The organism is Actinokineospora iranica, assembly GCF_900101685.1.
In the GTDB taxonomy this organism is placed as follows: Bacteria; Actinomycetota; Actinomycetes; order Mycobacteriales; family Pseudonocardiaceae; genus Actinokineospora; species Actinokineospora iranica.
Map to the genome: position 1 here is coordinate 831,413 of NZ_FMZZ01000001.1, position 14,977 is coordinate 846,389.

Consider the following 14,977-nt stretch of genomic DNA (forward strand, 5'->3'; position numbering starts at 1 on the left):
GCTGGGTGAGGGTCACGACCCCGACCTCCTATGACTGGGAAACAATCGAGACGGAATGTAAGTTCAACTAGGAAGGTACATGCCCGCCAGACTGTCCGTAAAGTGCCAGCAGACTCGGTCCCCGGGGAGGTCATCGTGGTGTCGCCGACGGTGCGCAGGCATCGCACACAGCAGGAGCGCAGCGAGCAGACTCGCGAAGCGCTGCTCGACGCCACCATCGACTGCCTGGTCGAACTGGGCTACGGGCGGACCACCGTGCAGGAGATCTGCGCGCGGGCGGGCGTCTCCCGGGGCGCGCAGCAGCACCACTTCACCACCAAGGCCGAACTGATGACCGCGGCCCTGGAGCACCTGTTCGCCCGGCTGATCGGAGAGGTCACCTCGGCCTCGGCGGCGCTGCCGCCCGGCCGCGAACGGGTGACCAAGGGCATCGACCTGTTGTGGGAGGCGTACTCGGGGACGCTGTCCACCGCGGCGGTAGAGCTGTGGGTGGCCGCGCGGACCGACCCGGAGTTGCGGGAGACGCTGCAACCGGTGGACCGGGCGCTGGGACACGCGACCCTGGAGCTCTACCGGGAGTCGGCGGGGGTGGACCTGTCGGAGACCGAGATCGAGACCATGCTCCTGCTGAGCGTGAACCTGGTGCGCGGTCTGGCGCTGGACGCGATGATCGGCGGCGGCGCCGAGCGCCGCGGGCGCCTGCTGGACGAGTGGAAGGCCACGATTCTGCAGCGGTACATGCCGAACCGGTGACCGTCCACGAAGGCCGCCTCCGCGACAGTCGCGGAGGCGGCCTTCGCTCCTGCGGGCCCGCGCCAGGCCGCAGGACCGGAAAGCGCGTGCCCGGCTCGGCGACAGCCGACCCGGCCCTCGCTCGGGTCGGCCGCCACACCCATAGATGAGGGCGTCGGAACCCGAACGTGACGTTCGCGTTCGCTAACTTTCCTGCCGAGTGGGGCGATGCCCGGCGAACTGCCAAGATGCACCGCGTGACTCCCCCCTTCGCGCCTGTTCCCGCCGGATACCCGGCTCCCCCGCGACCCCCGGTGTGGTGGTCCGGCTTGGCCGGAGCGGTCGGCCTTCTGGGCGCGGCGGCGCTCGCCATGGCCGGATCGTTCGGCCCGGCCTTCCACCTGACGATGCCCGCGCCGGAGGGTGGCGAACCACTCGAGATCGACCAGACACTGTGGACGACCACCACCACCGACCCGGCGGATCTCGGCGCGTTCCTGCGGCCGCTGTCGGACTACAGCGGCATCCCGGTGGCGGTGGGCGCGGGCCTGCTCGCGGTCGCGGGCCTGCTCGCGCTGGTCGCGACCCTGCGCGCTCACCCCCGCCTGGTGACGGTGATCCGGGTAGTCGGCGGCTTGGGCGCGGGGGTGCTCGCGGGCAGCGTCGCGGCACTGGGAATCAACCTGATCGGCTTCATCGACCTGGTCCTGCACGGCCCGGCATTCGAGGGCACCAGCACGACGGTGCGCACGGAGACAGGCCTGACCCTGGTGATCATCGCCGCCGTCCTCGCCTTCGCGGCCACAGCGGCGACCTGGATCTGGCGCAGGCACCGCCGCGTGGAACCCGCCACCCCGCCGATGGGCTTCCGCGCCCCCATGGCCCCCACTTTCCATCCGACCGCTTACCCCGCGAACACCGCATGGCCACTCCCGACAGCCACCCCCGCGCCGAACAACCCACCACCGGTGGTCGCGGCCGGAGTCGGAAATGGATCGTCCGCTGTGAGCAGCACGGCAACACCCAACACCGACGCGAGCGGCAAGCCCGAGAACACCGACGCCCAAGAATCTTCAAGCACAACCAGCACAGCGACCAAGGAAGAACCGGCGAACGGCAAGCAGTCCGGGGAGTCCGGCGAGTCCGGCGAGGTCCCTGAGGTCACCGAGGTCAGCCGACGGTTGGAGAGCCCCGCCGCTGAAGAGCCCGCCACCACGACCGATGGCGACCCCGACCGCACCCAACTGGTCCCGAAGTCCTGACACTCCCGGCCCGAAGACATCCATACCAGCACCCACCACTCCACCCCATCGAGCAGTCCCCACGAATCAGCCACAAGAGCACCCTTGCTACTCCGTGTCAGCGAACCCAGCCCGCGGCCACTTCCCGCAGTGAGACAGCACTAGCCCATTAGAGGGTCCGCAGCGTCGGCGACCAGGCGATACCCCTGGGTTTGCCCCCCGCGCTGAGGGATGATCCGGTGGTGTCCGGTGCCTCGGCGGACGCGCGGCGCCTGTCCGCGGCGTACCTGCTGCTCACGCTCGCACTTCTCGGGGTAGCCGGGTGGTGTCTGTTGTCGCGGGCGCTGGCGCCGAGCGACGGCACGACCGTCAACGTCGGCGACAGCGCCGTCTCTCCGGCCGCGGTGATCGTGATCGCGCATGAGCCGGGCAGTCCGCTGCGAACCGGCGACGAAGTCCTCGCCATCAACGGCACCGAACGGGTCGAAGTGGGCGACGACCTCGTCTACCGGGTGCTGCGCGGCGGCGAGGTCGTCGAGGTGACCGTGACCGCACGGGCTTACCCGCTGTTCGGAAAGCTCGCGCAGGGCTGGCCGACGCTGCTGGTGATCGGGCTGCTCACCGGCACTTCGATAGTGATCTTCTGGTTCCGCCCCACCGAGCCCGCCGCGCGGGCGGCGCTGCTGTCGGCCGGGATCACCGCCGTCACGACGACCGGGGCGACGTTCTTCCCGCTGGAGGCGCTGGACCTGGTCGCGGGCGGCCAGTTCTGGCGGTGGTTCGCGGGTGAGGCCGCGTTCGCGCTGCTGTGGTCGGCGATGCTGCACTTCGCGCTGGCCTTTCCCGCGGTGTCCGACGCGCGCGGGCACCGGCGGTGGGTGGCGCTGGCCTACCTCGGCGCGCCGCTGCTGTACGGGCTGTGGTGCCTGCGGGCGGTGTGGCTGAACGACCCGGTGGAGAGGCTGGCGGTGCTGGGCTCCCCCGCCGTGCCCGCGCTGTTCGTCTACCCGCTGGTGATCCTCGCGGTGCTGATCGGCAAGTACCGGCGCTCGGCCGATCCGACGGCCCGGCGGCGGCTGCGGTGGCTGGCGGCGGCGCTGGGCGTGGGGGCCACGGTGTACCTGGCGGTCTGGGCGCTGCCGACCAGGCTGACCGGGGCTCCCCTGCTGCCCGAGAGCTACCACGCGCTGGCGTTCCTGCCGGTGCCGGTGGCGGTGGCCGCGGCGATCCTGCGGCACCGGGCGCTCGACATCGAGGTGGTGATCAGCCGATCGCTGATCTACGGCGCGCTGAGCGCCGGCGTGGTCGCGACCTATGTCGCGGCGGTGGCCGGGCTGTCGCTGCTGTTCCCGCCGATCGATCCGCTGTGGCAGCAGGCGGTGGCCGCCGCCGGGGTGGCGGCGTTGGCGCAGCCGCTGCGGGACCGGCTGCAGGAGCTGGTGAACAAGCGCTTCTTCGGGGACGCCGACGACCCGTACCGGGTGGTGTCCGCGCTGGCCTCGCGGCTGGAGAACACGCACGCGCCGGAGGCGATGCTGCCGGGAATCGTGGAGACGGTGGCCGCGGCGCTGCGGCTGCCGTACGTGGCGATCGAGATCCAGGTGAAGGGGCACGGCGAGATCGCGGCGAGCACGGGGACGCCGTCCGCGGACACCCACCGCCTCCCGCTGACGTTCCAGGGTGAGCGGGTCGGCACCCTGGTCATCGGCGGGCGCGCGGTGCTGCGCCGCCGCGACCGGGCCGCGCTGGCCGAGGTCGCGCGGCACGCGGGCACCGCGGTGCACACCGTGCGGCTCACCCGGGAGCTGCGGCGCAGCCGCGACCGGCTGGTCCGGGCCAGGGAAGAGGAGCGCAGGCGCATTTTGCACGAGTTGCACGACGGCGTCGGGCCGACGCTGGCCGCGATCGCGCTCGGCTTGGACGCGAGCAGGCGCGGTGTCGACGCGGGCAGCGCGACCGGGTTGCTGCTGGCCCGGCTGCGCGACGAGTTGCAGACCGCGATCACCGAGATCCGGCGGCTCGCGCACGGTCTGCGGCCCCCGGTGCTCGACCAGATCGGGCTCGTCCCGGCCATCCGGGAGTACGCGGGCGCGCTCGCCAGCCGCACCGCGCGGCCGGACGGGACGGACGAGGGTGTCACGTTCATGCTCGAAGTGCCGACGGTTCTGCCGAGGCTTCCAGCGTCAATCGATGTCGCGGCCTACCGGATTGTCTGCGAGGCGTTGACCAACGTCACCAGGCACGCGCGGGCAACCGCGTGCGCGGTCCGGTTGTGGGTGGACGACGACCTGCACATCGAGGTCGTCGACGACGGGGTGGGGCTGCCGCGCCGGACGGTCGGCGGGGTGGGCCTGGCGTCCATGCGCGAGCGGGCCGCCGAGTTGGGCGGGGACTGCCTCGTCGAGGCCGAGGCCGACGGTGGGACCCGGGTGTCGGCGACCCTGCCGCTGCCGAAGGAGTGCCTATGAGGGACAACCGAATCATCGACGCAGAGCGCACGCGGGGCCGCGGAACGAGTGAGTGTGGGAGCAGATCATGGAGACAGTGCCTTCCCCGGTGGAGCCACCGACCGCGTGCGGTGGCCGGATGAGCCACGACCACCCGAGAGTGCTGGTCGTGGACGACCATCCGCTGTTCCGGTTCGGGCTGTGCACGGTCCTGGCTGGGGAGCCGACGGTGGAACTCGTCGGCGAGGCGGCCACCGGGCGGGAGGCGATCGCGGCGGCGCGGGCGCTGGCCCCCGACGTCGTGGTGATGGACGTGCACCTGCCGGACATGACCGGGATCGACGCGGCGCGCGCGATCGTGGGCGAGCGGACCCAGACCGGGGTGCTGGTGCTGACCATGTTCAACGACAGCGAGTCGGTGTTCGCGGCGATGCGCGTCGGCGCGCGCGGATACCTGCTGAAGGGGTCGGGGCAGGACGAGATCGTGCGCGCGGTGCACGCGGTCGGGCGCGGGGAGGCGATTTTCGGCCCGGACATCGCCACCCGGGTGCTGGGGTTCTTCACCGCCCCGCGGCCGCGGGAGGTCGCGCCGGTGTTCCCGGAACTCACCACGCGCGAGCGGGAGGTGCTGGCGCTGATCGCCGACGGGGTGAGCAACCCGATGATCGCGAACCGGCTCTCGCTGAGTCCCAAGACCGTGCGCAACCACGTGTCGAGCATCTTCACCAAGCTGCACGTGGCCGACCGCGCCCAGGCGATCGTCCGGGCGCGCCGGGCGGGGCTCGGCGACGCGGGCTAGCGCCTAGGGGCGGCGATGGCCGCCCTCTCGGGCAATGACGGGACACCGGTCCCATGCGCTCGGGACGCGCTTTCGGGCACCGTGGCACCAGGCCGGGGACCAGTGCAGGGGCGAGAGGAAAACAGCGATGGCACAACAGAGTCGGACACCGGTGATCGTGCGGGCGACGGACCCGATTTTGCGGAACGGGGTGCACATGGCGCTGCGCACCCGGCCGGAGGTGTGGCTGATCGAGAATGAGGACGCCACGCCGGACGCGGTCGCGCTGGTGGTGGCCGACCGGTTCGACGAGCGGGCCGGGCAGCTGCTCAAGGCGGTGCAGTGCCGCGGGTTCGCCCGGGTGGTGCTGGTGGCGGGCGAGTTGGAGGACACCGAGATCATGACCGCGGTGGAGGGCGGCGTGTGCGCGGTGGCGCGCCGGTCGGAGACGACGCCGGACGTGCTGGTGCGGTTGGTCAAGGCGGCGTCCGCCGGGGAGGGCGCGCTGCCCCCGGACCTGCTCGGGCGGCTGCTCAACCGGGTGTCGCGGTTGCAGCGGCACGTGTTGGAGCCGCGCGGCCTGCACCTGGCGGGCATCACGAACCGGGAGACCGAGGTGCTGCGGCTGGTCGCGTCCGGTCTGTCCACAAAGGAGATAGCCGACCAGCTCTGCTACTCCCAGCGGACCGTCAAGAGCATCCTGCACGACGTGACCAACCGGTTCCAGCTCCGCAACCGCTCGCACGCGGTGGCTTACGCCTTGCGGGAAGGGCTGATCTGACCGATGTCCCAATAGGACACCCGGTAGGGCGGGCTAAGCGCTGCGCGGGGGCAGTGGAAGCGGGAGGGCGGGCAGGCCGTCGAGGCTGGCGCCGACGTGCGGCTTGGCCGCGCAGTACGCGGCGAACTCCTCGTCGGTCTTGCGGCCGAAGTAGTCGGCGTGCAGGGTGCGCTCGCCCTGGTAGGCCAGGAGCGGGACGGCGAAGCCGCAGGTGTCGCTGATCCGCTCGACGGTGACCACGATGACGGCGCGGATCGCCGGGGCCTGGCCGTCGGCGAAGCGCGGGATCAGCTCGGGCCAGCGCGGGTCATCGCGGAAGACCGGCTCGCCTCGGCCGTGCACGCGGACGATGGCGGGCGGGCCGTCGAAGGCGCACCACATGAGCGTGATGCGGCCGTTCTCCCGCAGGTGCGCCACGGTTTCCGCGCCGCTGCCGCCGAAGTCGAGATAGGCGACGGTCCGCTCGTCGAGGACGGCCAGCGACCCGGCCCGCCCCTTCGGCGAGAGGTTGACCGTGCCGTCCCCGGCGAGCGGGGCGGTGGCCACGAAGAACAGCGGCTGCCGCTCGATGAACCCGCGGAGCCTGCCGTCGAGGCGTTCGTAGGTCTTGCCCATGCGGCCAGTATGGCCCGGTGGCGCCGGGATCGGCGCGCGAAATAAGGTAAAGGGACTTGACCGCAGAACCGAGGGGGAACCGTGGCGGACACGCCCGCGCTCCTGGCCATGGCCTTTCGGGTGATCATGGACCAGGTGCACGAATCCCTGGCGGCGCAGGGATTCGCCGACGTGCGGCCCGCGCACGGGTTCGCGTTCCAGTACCTCTCGCTGCACCCGGCGGCCACCGCGGTGGACCTGGGGCAGCACCTCGGGGTGACCAAACAGGCAGCGGTACAGTTGGTGGACGAGCTCCAGCGGCGCGGCTACGTCGAGCGCGGGCCACACCCGACCGACCGGCGCAGCCGGGTGATCGCGCTGACGCCGCGCGGGTGGGCCTGCGTCCAGCGGGTGGTGGAGCTGTGGGCGGCCATGGAGAGCCGGTGGGCCGACCTGATCGGCGCCGACCGGCTCGACCTGCTCCGCGACGACCTGGCGCGCCTGATCGCCGACGGCGCGGGCGGTCAGCCGGTCGCGCTGCGCCCGGTCTGGTAGCCGTCCCACCGGTGTTCCTCGAACTGGGCGTCGAGCGGCGCGCCGGTGAGGCGGTTCGCGAATGTCGACATCGTGTAGGCGCCGATGCCCAGGACGACCTCCAGCGCGTTGCGCCTGGTGAAGCCCGCGGCGAGGAACGCCGCGGTGTCCGTGTCGCCGCCGGTCTCGATGACCGCCTTCGTGAAGCGGCGCAAGGCTTCGAGGCGGACGTCGGCCAGCGGCCTCCCCTCGCGCAGACCGTCGATCAGATCGGCGGACGCGGACCGCTTGTCCAAAATGGACGAGTGCATCGCCACGCAGTAGTGGCAGCGCACGCGGGTGGCCAGCGTCATGATGACGACCTCGCGCTCCACCGGGCTCAGCGTGGTCCGGTCGAAAACGGCGGCGTTGTCGAGAAAGGCGCCCAGCAACTCAGGCGACTCGGCCATCCTGGCCACCGGCTCCGGGACGAAGCCGAGCTTGCGCCGCACGCCCGCGATGAGCGGTTTCGCTTGCTCTGGCGCGGTTTCGATGGTGTGGCCCGCGAATGTCATGGCATCTCTCCCCCGTGGTCAGTGTGCCCCCAAGGTAGCGACACCACGCGAGATGGTCAAGCAGCTTGACTATATCGCTGCCCCTTCGGGCGACGCCTGCGCGCCGATAGAACGGGCGGCGGACCGGTGCGCCCCCGTCGGCGCCACTCGACACTGTTCCGATGATCACCGAAGTGGATGACGCGCTGCGCCTGCTGCTGGGCCGCTCCCTGCCCGAGGGAACCGCCGTGCGGCTGGACCCACCGAAGCCGACCTGGCAAACCGAGCGGCCATCGAACGTCATCGACCTGTTCCTGTTCGGACTCCGCGGCTCCGGGCCGGAAAAACGCCCGGCCGCACACCGCTGCCGTCTGTCCTATTTGGTCACAGCACACGCGGGCAAGGTGGTCGATGAGCACCTGCTGCTCGACCGGGCGCTGCGCACGGTGATCTTCGCCACCACACTGCCCGCGGACTGTTTGGCGGGCTCGCTCGCCGAGACCGGGGAGCCGGTGTTCCTCTCGGTGTCCGACCACGATCCCGGCGACCTGTGGAGCAACCTGGGAATGCCCGCGCGGGCCGCGTTCGTGGTCACCGTCAGCGCCGCCTACCCACCTGACGATCGAATGGTCCACTAAGGACACAATCAGCCCCCGGCAGAGGGCGCGCGGGTACATTCGGGAGCGGACCGGCTCGCCGATCCGAAGCGAGTCGCCGACACCTGGGGGTGCCCGATTTCTGCCGATTCACCGCTGCCGGTCGAGGCTGAACCGGCGGACAGCACGCCGACCTGGCTCCGGCTCGGCGCCGTGCTCGTCCCCGCCGCCGTGACGCTCGCGCTCGGCTGCGTCGGCCTGGTCCGGGTCGAACTGTGGCGCGACGAACTCGCGACCTGGAACGCCGCGACCAGACCGGTGGCCGACCTGTTCGCGATGGCGGGCAACATCGACGCCTTCTACTTCCCGTACTACCTGTTCACGCACTTCTGGATCGGGATCTTCGGCGACTCCGCGGCGGCCCTGCGGGCGCCGTCCGTCCTGGCAGCGGCGGGCGCGACCGCCCTAGTGGCCCTGATCGGGTCGCGGTGGTTCGGCCGACCGGCCGGGTTCTGCGCGGGCACCGTCTTCGCGCTGATCCCGATGGTCTCGCGGATGGCGCAGGAAGCGCGGCCGTACGCGTTCGCCATGCTGTTCGTCGCGCTGTCGACGTGGCTGCTGCTGCGCGCCGTGGACGACCCGGCCTGGGGCCGCTGGGCGGGCTACGGCGCAGGCATGACCGCGCTCGGCGCGAGCCAGGTGACCGCGCTGACGCTCGTGGCCGGGCACGCGGCACTGGTGTTCGTCCGGTGGCGGCGGCACCGGGACAACCGGGTCTTGCGCTTCGCGGTCGCGTTCGCCGCCGCGCTGGTTCCGCTGGCTCCCCTGGCCGTGACCAGCCTCGGCCAGCCGCAGGTGGTGACCGATTTGCTACCCCGCCCCGACCTGGCGACGCTGCTCGGCTTCACGTACCCGTTCCCGCCGGACAGCGCGGTGTGGCCGCAGACGTTCCGGTCCGCCTGGGTCGCGTGGATCGTGCTGGGTCTGGCGGTGCTGGCGGTTGTGGTGGCCAAGCGGCGGCAGGAGGCGGCGCTCGCGCTCGGCATGTTCGTCCTGCCGCTGGTCGTCCTCTGGGTCGCGTCGCAGGCGGGCAAGTCCTTCTATTTCCCCCGCTACTTCGTGTTTCTGCTGCCGGTGGCGGCGGTCGCGGCGGGCATCACCCTCGCCGCGGCCCGCAGGCCCGCGGTGTGGGCCACGGCGCTGGCCGCCGTCGCCGCGGCCGGTTTCGCCGACCAGGCCGCCGCGCGCTCGCCCGACTCCCACGACCACGCGTTCTACCCCTACCCGAACATGTTCTCCGAGTATCCCGGCCAGCACGCGGCCTACACCCAGTTGGCGGAGCGCATCCGGACCGGGTTCCGCCCAGGGGACGCGATCGTCTACCCCGACCGGCCGAACTTCTGGTTCACCGACACCGCGATCGCCTACTACCTGCGTGGCGAACCCGCGCCCCGGGACGTCTTCCTGGCGAAGTCCGCGGTCGACAACGCCAGCCTGTTCGCCAGCGACACCACCGACTACGCGGACCGGCTGCGGGGAACGAACCGCGTCTGGGTGGTCGGTCTCGGGGAGCGGCGAGACTGGTTCGCCGCGAATCCACGCCTGTTCGCTCCCCCACCCAGCCCCGCGAAAGTGGCTGCGGTGACCGGCGATTTCGAGACCGCCGAGGTGAGCCGCGTCCCCGGATTCACCCTGACCCTGATGACCCGGCGACCCTGATGACCCGGCGCTGATCGCCGACCGGGCGGTGATCGCCAGGCGGTAACGTGGGCCCGTGCTGCCTGAGCGCGGAGACTGGAACCGGAACGTTGTCGGAGTCGGCGGGGGCGTCAAGAACACCGGAGACACCGGGGACACCGAGAGAGCCGGCCGGGGCGGCCGCCACCGGCGCGTCGGTCAGCCGGTGCCGCGGCGACGCCCCGCCCCTGGGTCGGGCGGCGGGGTTCCCGGGCAACATCCACTGCTCACACAGTGGAAACACGTGGGCCCCCAACAGGCAACAGTGCGCGGGGAACCTGGGGGCATGGACACGACCGCGACCACCCCCGGCACGCCCACCACCTGGCGGCTTCGGGTGCGACTCGACGACCGCCCGGGAGCGCTGGCCAGGGTCACCACCCGTCTCGCCGCCCGGGACTGCAACGTCTTGAGCCTGTCGGTGCTGCCGGTGCCCGGCGGCGTCGTGGACGAGATCGTGGTGCACACCCCGCCGGGGGTGCAGCCCGCCCAGCTGATCGACGAGATCCGCGCCGAGGGCGGCCGCTGCGTCGGGATCACCCGCGCGGACCTGCGGCACCTGGTGGACCGCACGACCGCGGCGCTGCGCGCGGCCGGAGCGGCCCTGCGCGACCCGTCGGCCACCGCGGAGTCCGTGCGGTCGCTGCTCGGCGCGGACTCGGTGACCGTGGCCGACCCGGGTGCCGGGTCGGCGCCGGACGAGGGCGGGCACCGCGCGGTGCTGACGCTGGGCGACGGGACCGCGCTCGTGGCGCGCCGGGGCTGGGCGCCGTTCACCGAGGTGGAACTTGCCCGGGTCGCCGCGTTCGGCGAGGTGCTGACGGCGGGCGAGGTCGCGGCGGCCACCCCATCCGCGGTCATCACCGGCGACGGCGCGGGCATCGTGTTGCGCGGCGGCACGCCCGCCGACGCGGACGCGGTGGCCGACCTGCACGCCCGCTGCTCGGCCCAGACGCTGTTCGCCCGCTACCACGCCGGGCTGCGCACGCTGCCCCGGCGCTGGCTGCACCGGTTGCTGCAGCCGCCGCGCGGGACCACGCTGCTCGCGCTGTGCGGAACCGAAGTGATCGGCATGGCGCAGCTCATCCGCACCAACGACCCGGCCGAGGCGGAGATCTCGGTGCTGGTCGAGGACTCCTGGCAGCGCCGGGGCGTCGGCCAGGCCATGATCTCCCGGCTGGGCGCCATCGCCCGCGGGGCCGGGCACCAGCGGATGATCGCCTGGTGCCTGCCCTCGGAGGTCGGCTTCGAGCGGGCGGCCACGTCCTCCGGCCTGCCGGTCGCGGTGCGCCGCGAGGACAACATGCTGCGGGTCGCGCTCACCGTGGGCGCGCGGCAGCAGGCGGCTGCCCCGGTTTCCGCCTCCTGACCCCCGCGTCAGGGCCAAGCCAGCGGCACGTGACGGCGGCCACTGGCACGCGGCTATCTACTGAGAAGTAACATGGGTGCTCAGTGCCGAGCGAAGGAGCGCGCCCATGACCACCGCCGCGACAGCGACCACGACGGCCAGCCCCGCCACACCCAGCGCCACGATCGGCGCGGTCTCCGGCGCGCCGACCGCGGCGCGGGCAGCCCAGCTGGTCTCCCGCGCCGCAGAGGGCGAGTCCCCGACCACGGTGCAGATGAACGCGCCGTTCACCGGGAAGCCGATCACCACGCTGCCGCAGATCGGCGACGCCGACGTCCGGCGGGCCTTCGCCAGGGCGCGCACGGCCCAGGCTGCGTGGGCCGCGCTCCCGGTGGCCGAGCGGGCCCAGGTGTTCCTGCGGCTGCACGACCTGATCCTGGAGCGGCAGGCGGAAGCGCTCGACATCATGCAGGTCGAGACCGGCAAGTCCCGCCTCGACGCCTACGACGAGATCGCCGTCACCGCGATCACCGCCGCCTACTACGGCCGCAAGGCCGCCCGGCTGCTCGCGCCCAAGCGCCGGGCAGGCGCGTTCCCGGTGTTCACCCGGACCACCGAGGTGCGCCACCCCAAGGGCGTGGTCTCGATGATCTCGCCGTGGAACTACCCGCTGGCGCTGACCGGCATGGACGCCATCCCGGCGCTGATCGCGGGCAACGCGCTCGTGCAGAAGCCGGACAACCAGACCGCGCTCAGCGCGCTGTGGATCAACGAGCTCGCCGAGGAGGCCGGGCTGCCCTCCGATGTGTGGCAGATCGTGCTCGGCCGCGGCTCCAAGATCGGCACCGCGCTGATCGAGGAGGCCGACTACCTCGGCTTCACCGGGTCCACCGAGACCGGCAAGGGCCTCGCCGCCCGCGCCGCGGCGCTGCTGACCAGCTACTCGATGGAGCTTGGCGGCAAGAACCCGATGATCGTCCTGCCGGACGCCGACATCGACAAGGCCGCGGCGGGCGCGGTCACCGCGTGCTTCTCGTCCGCGGGCCAACTGTGCGTGTCCGTGGAGCGGATCTACGTCCACGAGAGCATCCGGACGGCGTTCACCCGGGCGTTCGTGGCCCGCACCAAGGCCCTCAAGCTGGGCGCGGGCCTGGACTACAACGTCGAGATGGGGTCGCTGACCTCGACCGACCAGTTGGAGACGATCTCCCGGCACGTCGTGGACGCCACCGCCAAGGGCGCGACGCTGCTCGCGGGCGGCAAGGCACGGCCGGATCTCGGCCCGCTGTTCTTCGAGCCGACCATCCTGACCGACGTGCGCGAGGGCATGATCCTGTTCGCCGAGGAGACCTTCGGCCCGGTCGTGTCCGTCTACGGCTACACCGACGAGGACGAGGCCATCGCGCGGGCCAACGACACCCGCTACGGGCTCAACGCCAGCGTCTGGACCCGCAACCGCAAGACGGGTGAGCGGGTGGCCGCCCGGATTCACGCCGGAACGGTGAACGTCAACGACGGCTACGGCGCCGCGTTCGGCAGCCTGGACGCCCAGATGGGCGGAATGGGCGAATCCGGAGTGGGCCGCCGCAATGGCGCGGAAGGGTTGCTCAAGTACACCGAGGCGCAGACCATCGCCGCCCAGCGGGTGATTCCGCTACGCCCGGCCAAGCCCATTCCCACGAAAGCATGGGCGGCAGGCCTCACGATCGGGCTGAAAGCACTCAAGCGCCTTCCCCGGTGACCGGCTAAGGCAGGGTACGGGGCCACGGCCGGCCGTGGCCCCGCCATCGAATCAGGCTCTCCGGCCGCGGTGTCGACCACCGCGGCCGGGGCGCGCCCGCCCGGTTACCTCAGTTGGCGCTGAGCAGGTCGCCCTTCACGGCGCCGACAAAGGCGTCCCATTCGATGTCCGCGAACGCCAGGTGCCCGAACTCCGCGTTCTTGGAGTCCCGCACCGCTGCGCCGCTTCTGCCGACCACGAGCTCCACACAGTCATTACCTGCACCGCTGCGGCTGCTCTTGCGCCATTCAGCGCCTGCCAGGTCAGAAACGGTCACGCCCGACTCCTCTCGTATTTTCACCGGAATGGCGGGCCAGCCGATCTGCCGCCCGCCGGACCATGTCGACGGTGTCATCGGGTTTCAACGCCGCCGCACGCAAATGGTCGAACATCAACGTATACCGACGGACATCGGACGGCTGCTCCAGATATACGCCCGATGTGGTGTTCTCGACATAGACGACATCTGGATCCGCCTGTTCCGGGAATCCCAGGATCAGGAACGGAGCCTCCATGCCCGCGTGCGCTCCGGCCCCGAACGGGACCACTTGGAGAATCACGTTGGGCATGGCCGCCGCCTCGACGAGCCGGGTCAGTTGCGCGTGCATGACCTCGGGTCCGCCGGTGACGCGGTGCAACACGGCCTCGTCGAGCACCGCCCAGTACTCGGGCGGGTTGGGGTCGGTGAGTAAACGCTGGCGTGCCAGCCTGCCCTTGACCCGCTTATCGATCTCGGCCTCTTCGGCATCTGGCCTGATGGCCCGGATGACCGCTCGGGTGTAGTCCTCGGTCTGCAAGAGCCCGGGGACCAACAACGCCTGATGGGTGTGCAGCGACGAGGCGTCCGCCTCCAGGCCGACGAAAGACCCGGTGAAGACCTCGTTGTAGGCGTGCCACCACCCTTTCTGGCGTGCCTCGCGCGCGAGTTGCACCAGCGCCTCGCGCTTGTCCTCCTCGATGCCGTACAACTCCAGCATGTCGCGGACGTCGCGCGGGGTGACCCCGACGTGCCCGGTCTCGATCCGGCTGATCTTCGATGCCGAGCACTCGAGTTTCTCGCCGACCTCATCGATCGTCAGGTCCGCGGCCTCCCGGAATCGCCTCAACTCGCTAGCGAGCCTGCGCCTGCGTACCGTGGGGCTGGGTCCCCGCGCCACGTCTGTCACCTCGTTCCTGCTGGCCGATTCCCGCTGGTCGAATCGGTGCGTCGTCCGACCACCGGGGTCGGCGCGAGTCCGCGCCGCTGGCAAGTGTCGATGCTGATCTTCCCGAGCACAAGGGAGCTTTGGACTCGTTCTGGCCCCTGTCGTTAACCGGTTAACCAGTTGGAGCATCTTTGTCACACGAACGGGTGGTGCAACTTGCAGATAGCGGTTCGCAGGATGCAGTGTGCAGATCAGCAGGGTGCCAGATCGGCGAATCGGACGGGGAGGGCAGCGCGGCCCAGCCAAGCGAACAAGCCGTCACACCAAGGAACATCGGCCGATTCGTCAGTCCACTTGAGTCATTCACAGCCACACCAAGCGCAGGAGGCCTTCGGGTGAGCGGGTCGATCTTCGGACACATGGAGGCCTCGTTGCAGGGCTACCTGGCCGACATCAGCAACCGGGCCCAGGACGACCACGACAACGCCCGCGTCGCCCGCCGCGAACTGCCCCGCGTCGTGGCCGCCCTGCAGGCGCTGCTCGACGAACACCACCCGGACGAGAGCGGCCGGTGCCCCTCATGCCGCACCCGGCTGTTCACCCGCGCCCCCGCGCCCTGCCGGGCCTACCTGACCGCCCACCTGTGCCTGCTGACCACCCAGGACACCGCGTACCGGGAGCATCTGCCCGGCTGACACTTCGGGGCGCTCGTCGACACCACCCCTCCCGCG

15 protein-coding genes are annotated in these 14,977 nt (G+C 71.4%); 11 read left to right on the forward strand and 4 right to left on the reverse strand.

What is annotated here, in order from left to right:
- Positions 1 to 138: 138 nt before the first annotated feature.
- The 5 genes from BLS56_RS03820 to BLS56_RS03840 all read left to right on the forward strand — a co-directional run bounded on the left by BLS56_RS03820 (position 139) and on the right by BLS56_RS03840 (position 5,979).
- The gene (locus BLS56_RS03820) at positions 139 to 753 is read left to right on the forward strand and encodes a TetR/AcrR family transcriptional regulator (protein ID WP_407640482.1); all 615 of its coding nucleotides are present in this window, start codon (positions 139 to 141) and stop codon (positions 751 to 753) included.
- A 236-nt stretch (positions 754 to 989) separates the two neighbouring features.
- On the forward strand, positions 990 to 1,994 hold the full coding sequence (locus BLS56_RS03825) for a hypothetical protein (protein WP_139190504.1): 1,005 nt from the start codon (positions 990 to 992) through the stop codon (positions 1,992 to 1,994).
- 221 nt (positions 1,995 to 2,215) lie between these two features.
- Positions 2,216 to 4,441 (forward strand): ATP-binding protein, encoded by a 2,226-nt coding sequence (locus tag BLS56_RS03830; RefSeq protein WP_139190505.1) that lies wholly within the window; start codon positions 2,216 to 2,218, stop codon positions 4,439 to 4,441.
- Between the two features lie 118 nt (positions 4,442 to 4,559).
- Positions 4,560 to 5,219, forward strand: coding sequence for a response regulator (locus BLS56_RS03835; protein ID WP_091448164.1), 660 nt, complete (start codon positions 4,560 to 4,562; stop codon positions 5,217 to 5,219).
- Positions 5,220 to 5,346: 127 nt separating this feature from the next.
- Positions 5,347 to 5,979, forward strand: a complete 633-nt coding sequence (locus BLS56_RS03840; RefSeq protein WP_091448166.1) for a helix-turn-helix transcriptional regulator — start codon at positions 5,347 to 5,349, stop codon at positions 5,977 to 5,979.
- Positions 5,980 to 6,012: 33 nt separating this feature from the next.
- On the opposite strand, the gene BLS56_RS03845 is transcribed toward BLS56_RS03840, so the two are convergent.
- Positions 6,013 to 6,594, reverse strand: coding sequence for a pyridoxamine 5'-phosphate oxidase family protein (locus BLS56_RS03845; protein WP_091448167.1), 582 nt, complete (start codon positions 6,592 to 6,594; stop codon positions 6,013 to 6,015).
- An 81-nt stretch (positions 6,595 to 6,675) separates the two neighbouring features.
- Between BLS56_RS03845 and BLS56_RS03850 the strand changes: the two genes are divergently transcribed.
- Complete coding sequence (locus BLS56_RS03850) at positions 6,676 to 7,128, forward strand: MarR family winged helix-turn-helix transcriptional regulator (protein ID WP_228771328.1); 453 nt, start codon at positions 6,676 to 6,678, stop codon at positions 7,126 to 7,128.
- On the opposite strand, the gene BLS56_RS03855 is transcribed toward BLS56_RS03850, so the two are convergent.
- Positions 7,098 to 7,661, reverse strand: coding sequence for a carboxymuconolactone decarboxylase family protein (locus BLS56_RS03855; RefSeq protein WP_091448169.1), 564 nt, complete (start codon positions 7,659 to 7,661; stop codon positions 7,098 to 7,100). The two genes, BLS56_RS03850 and BLS56_RS03855, sit on opposite strands and share 31 nt — an antisense overlap.
- Positions 7,662 to 7,822: 161 nt before the next feature.
- Here BLS56_RS03855 and BLS56_RS03860 point away from each other — a divergent pair, with 161 nt between their 5' ends.
- From BLS56_RS03860 to BLS56_RS03875, 4 genes are all read left to right on the forward strand, one after another.
- Positions 7,823 to 8,278, forward strand: coding sequence for a Pvc16 family protein (locus BLS56_RS03860; protein ID WP_091448171.1), 456 nt, complete (start codon positions 7,823 to 7,825; stop codon positions 8,276 to 8,278).
- A 171-nt stretch (positions 8,279 to 8,449) separates the two neighbouring features.
- A complete protein-coding gene (locus tag BLS56_RS03865; RefSeq protein WP_091448173.1) occupies positions 8,450 to 9,955 on the forward strand; it encodes a glycosyltransferase family 39 protein in 1,506 nt (501 codons plus the stop codon).
- Positions 9,956 to 10,259: 304 nt separating this feature from the next.
- Complete coding sequence (locus tag BLS56_RS03870; RefSeq protein ID WP_091448174.1) at positions 10,260 to 11,342, forward strand: GNAT family N-acetyltransferase; 1,083 nt, start codon at positions 10,260 to 10,262, stop codon at positions 11,340 to 11,342.
- A gap of 106 nt (positions 11,343 to 11,448) precedes the next feature.
- Positions 11,449 to 13,062, forward strand: coding sequence for a succinic semialdehyde dehydrogenase (locus BLS56_RS03875; RefSeq protein ID WP_091448177.1), 1,614 nt, complete (start codon positions 11,449 to 11,451; stop codon positions 13,060 to 13,062).
- 109 nt (positions 13,063 to 13,171) lie between these two features.
- On the opposite strand, the gene BLS56_RS03880 is transcribed toward BLS56_RS03875, so the two are convergent.
- Positions 13,172 to 13,378, reverse strand: coding sequence for a DUF397 domain-containing protein (locus tag BLS56_RS03880; RefSeq protein WP_228771329.1), 207 nt, complete (start codon positions 13,376 to 13,378; stop codon positions 13,172 to 13,174).
- Positions 13,365 to 14,258 (reverse strand): helix-turn-helix domain-containing protein, encoded by an 894-nt coding sequence (locus BLS56_RS03885; RefSeq protein ID WP_091448785.1) that lies wholly within the window; start codon positions 14,256 to 14,258, stop codon positions 13,365 to 13,367. The genes BLS56_RS03880 and BLS56_RS03885 overlap by 14 nt, the downstream gene beginning before the upstream one ends.
- A 383-nt stretch (positions 14,259 to 14,641) precedes the next feature.
- On the opposite strand from BLS56_RS03885, the gene BLS56_RS03890 reads away from it, so the two are divergent.
- Positions 14,642 to 14,941, forward strand: coding sequence for a hypothetical protein (locus BLS56_RS03890; protein ID WP_091448180.1), 300 nt, complete (start codon positions 14,642 to 14,644; stop codon positions 14,939 to 14,941).
- Positions 14,942 to 14,977: the final 36 nt, after the last annotated feature.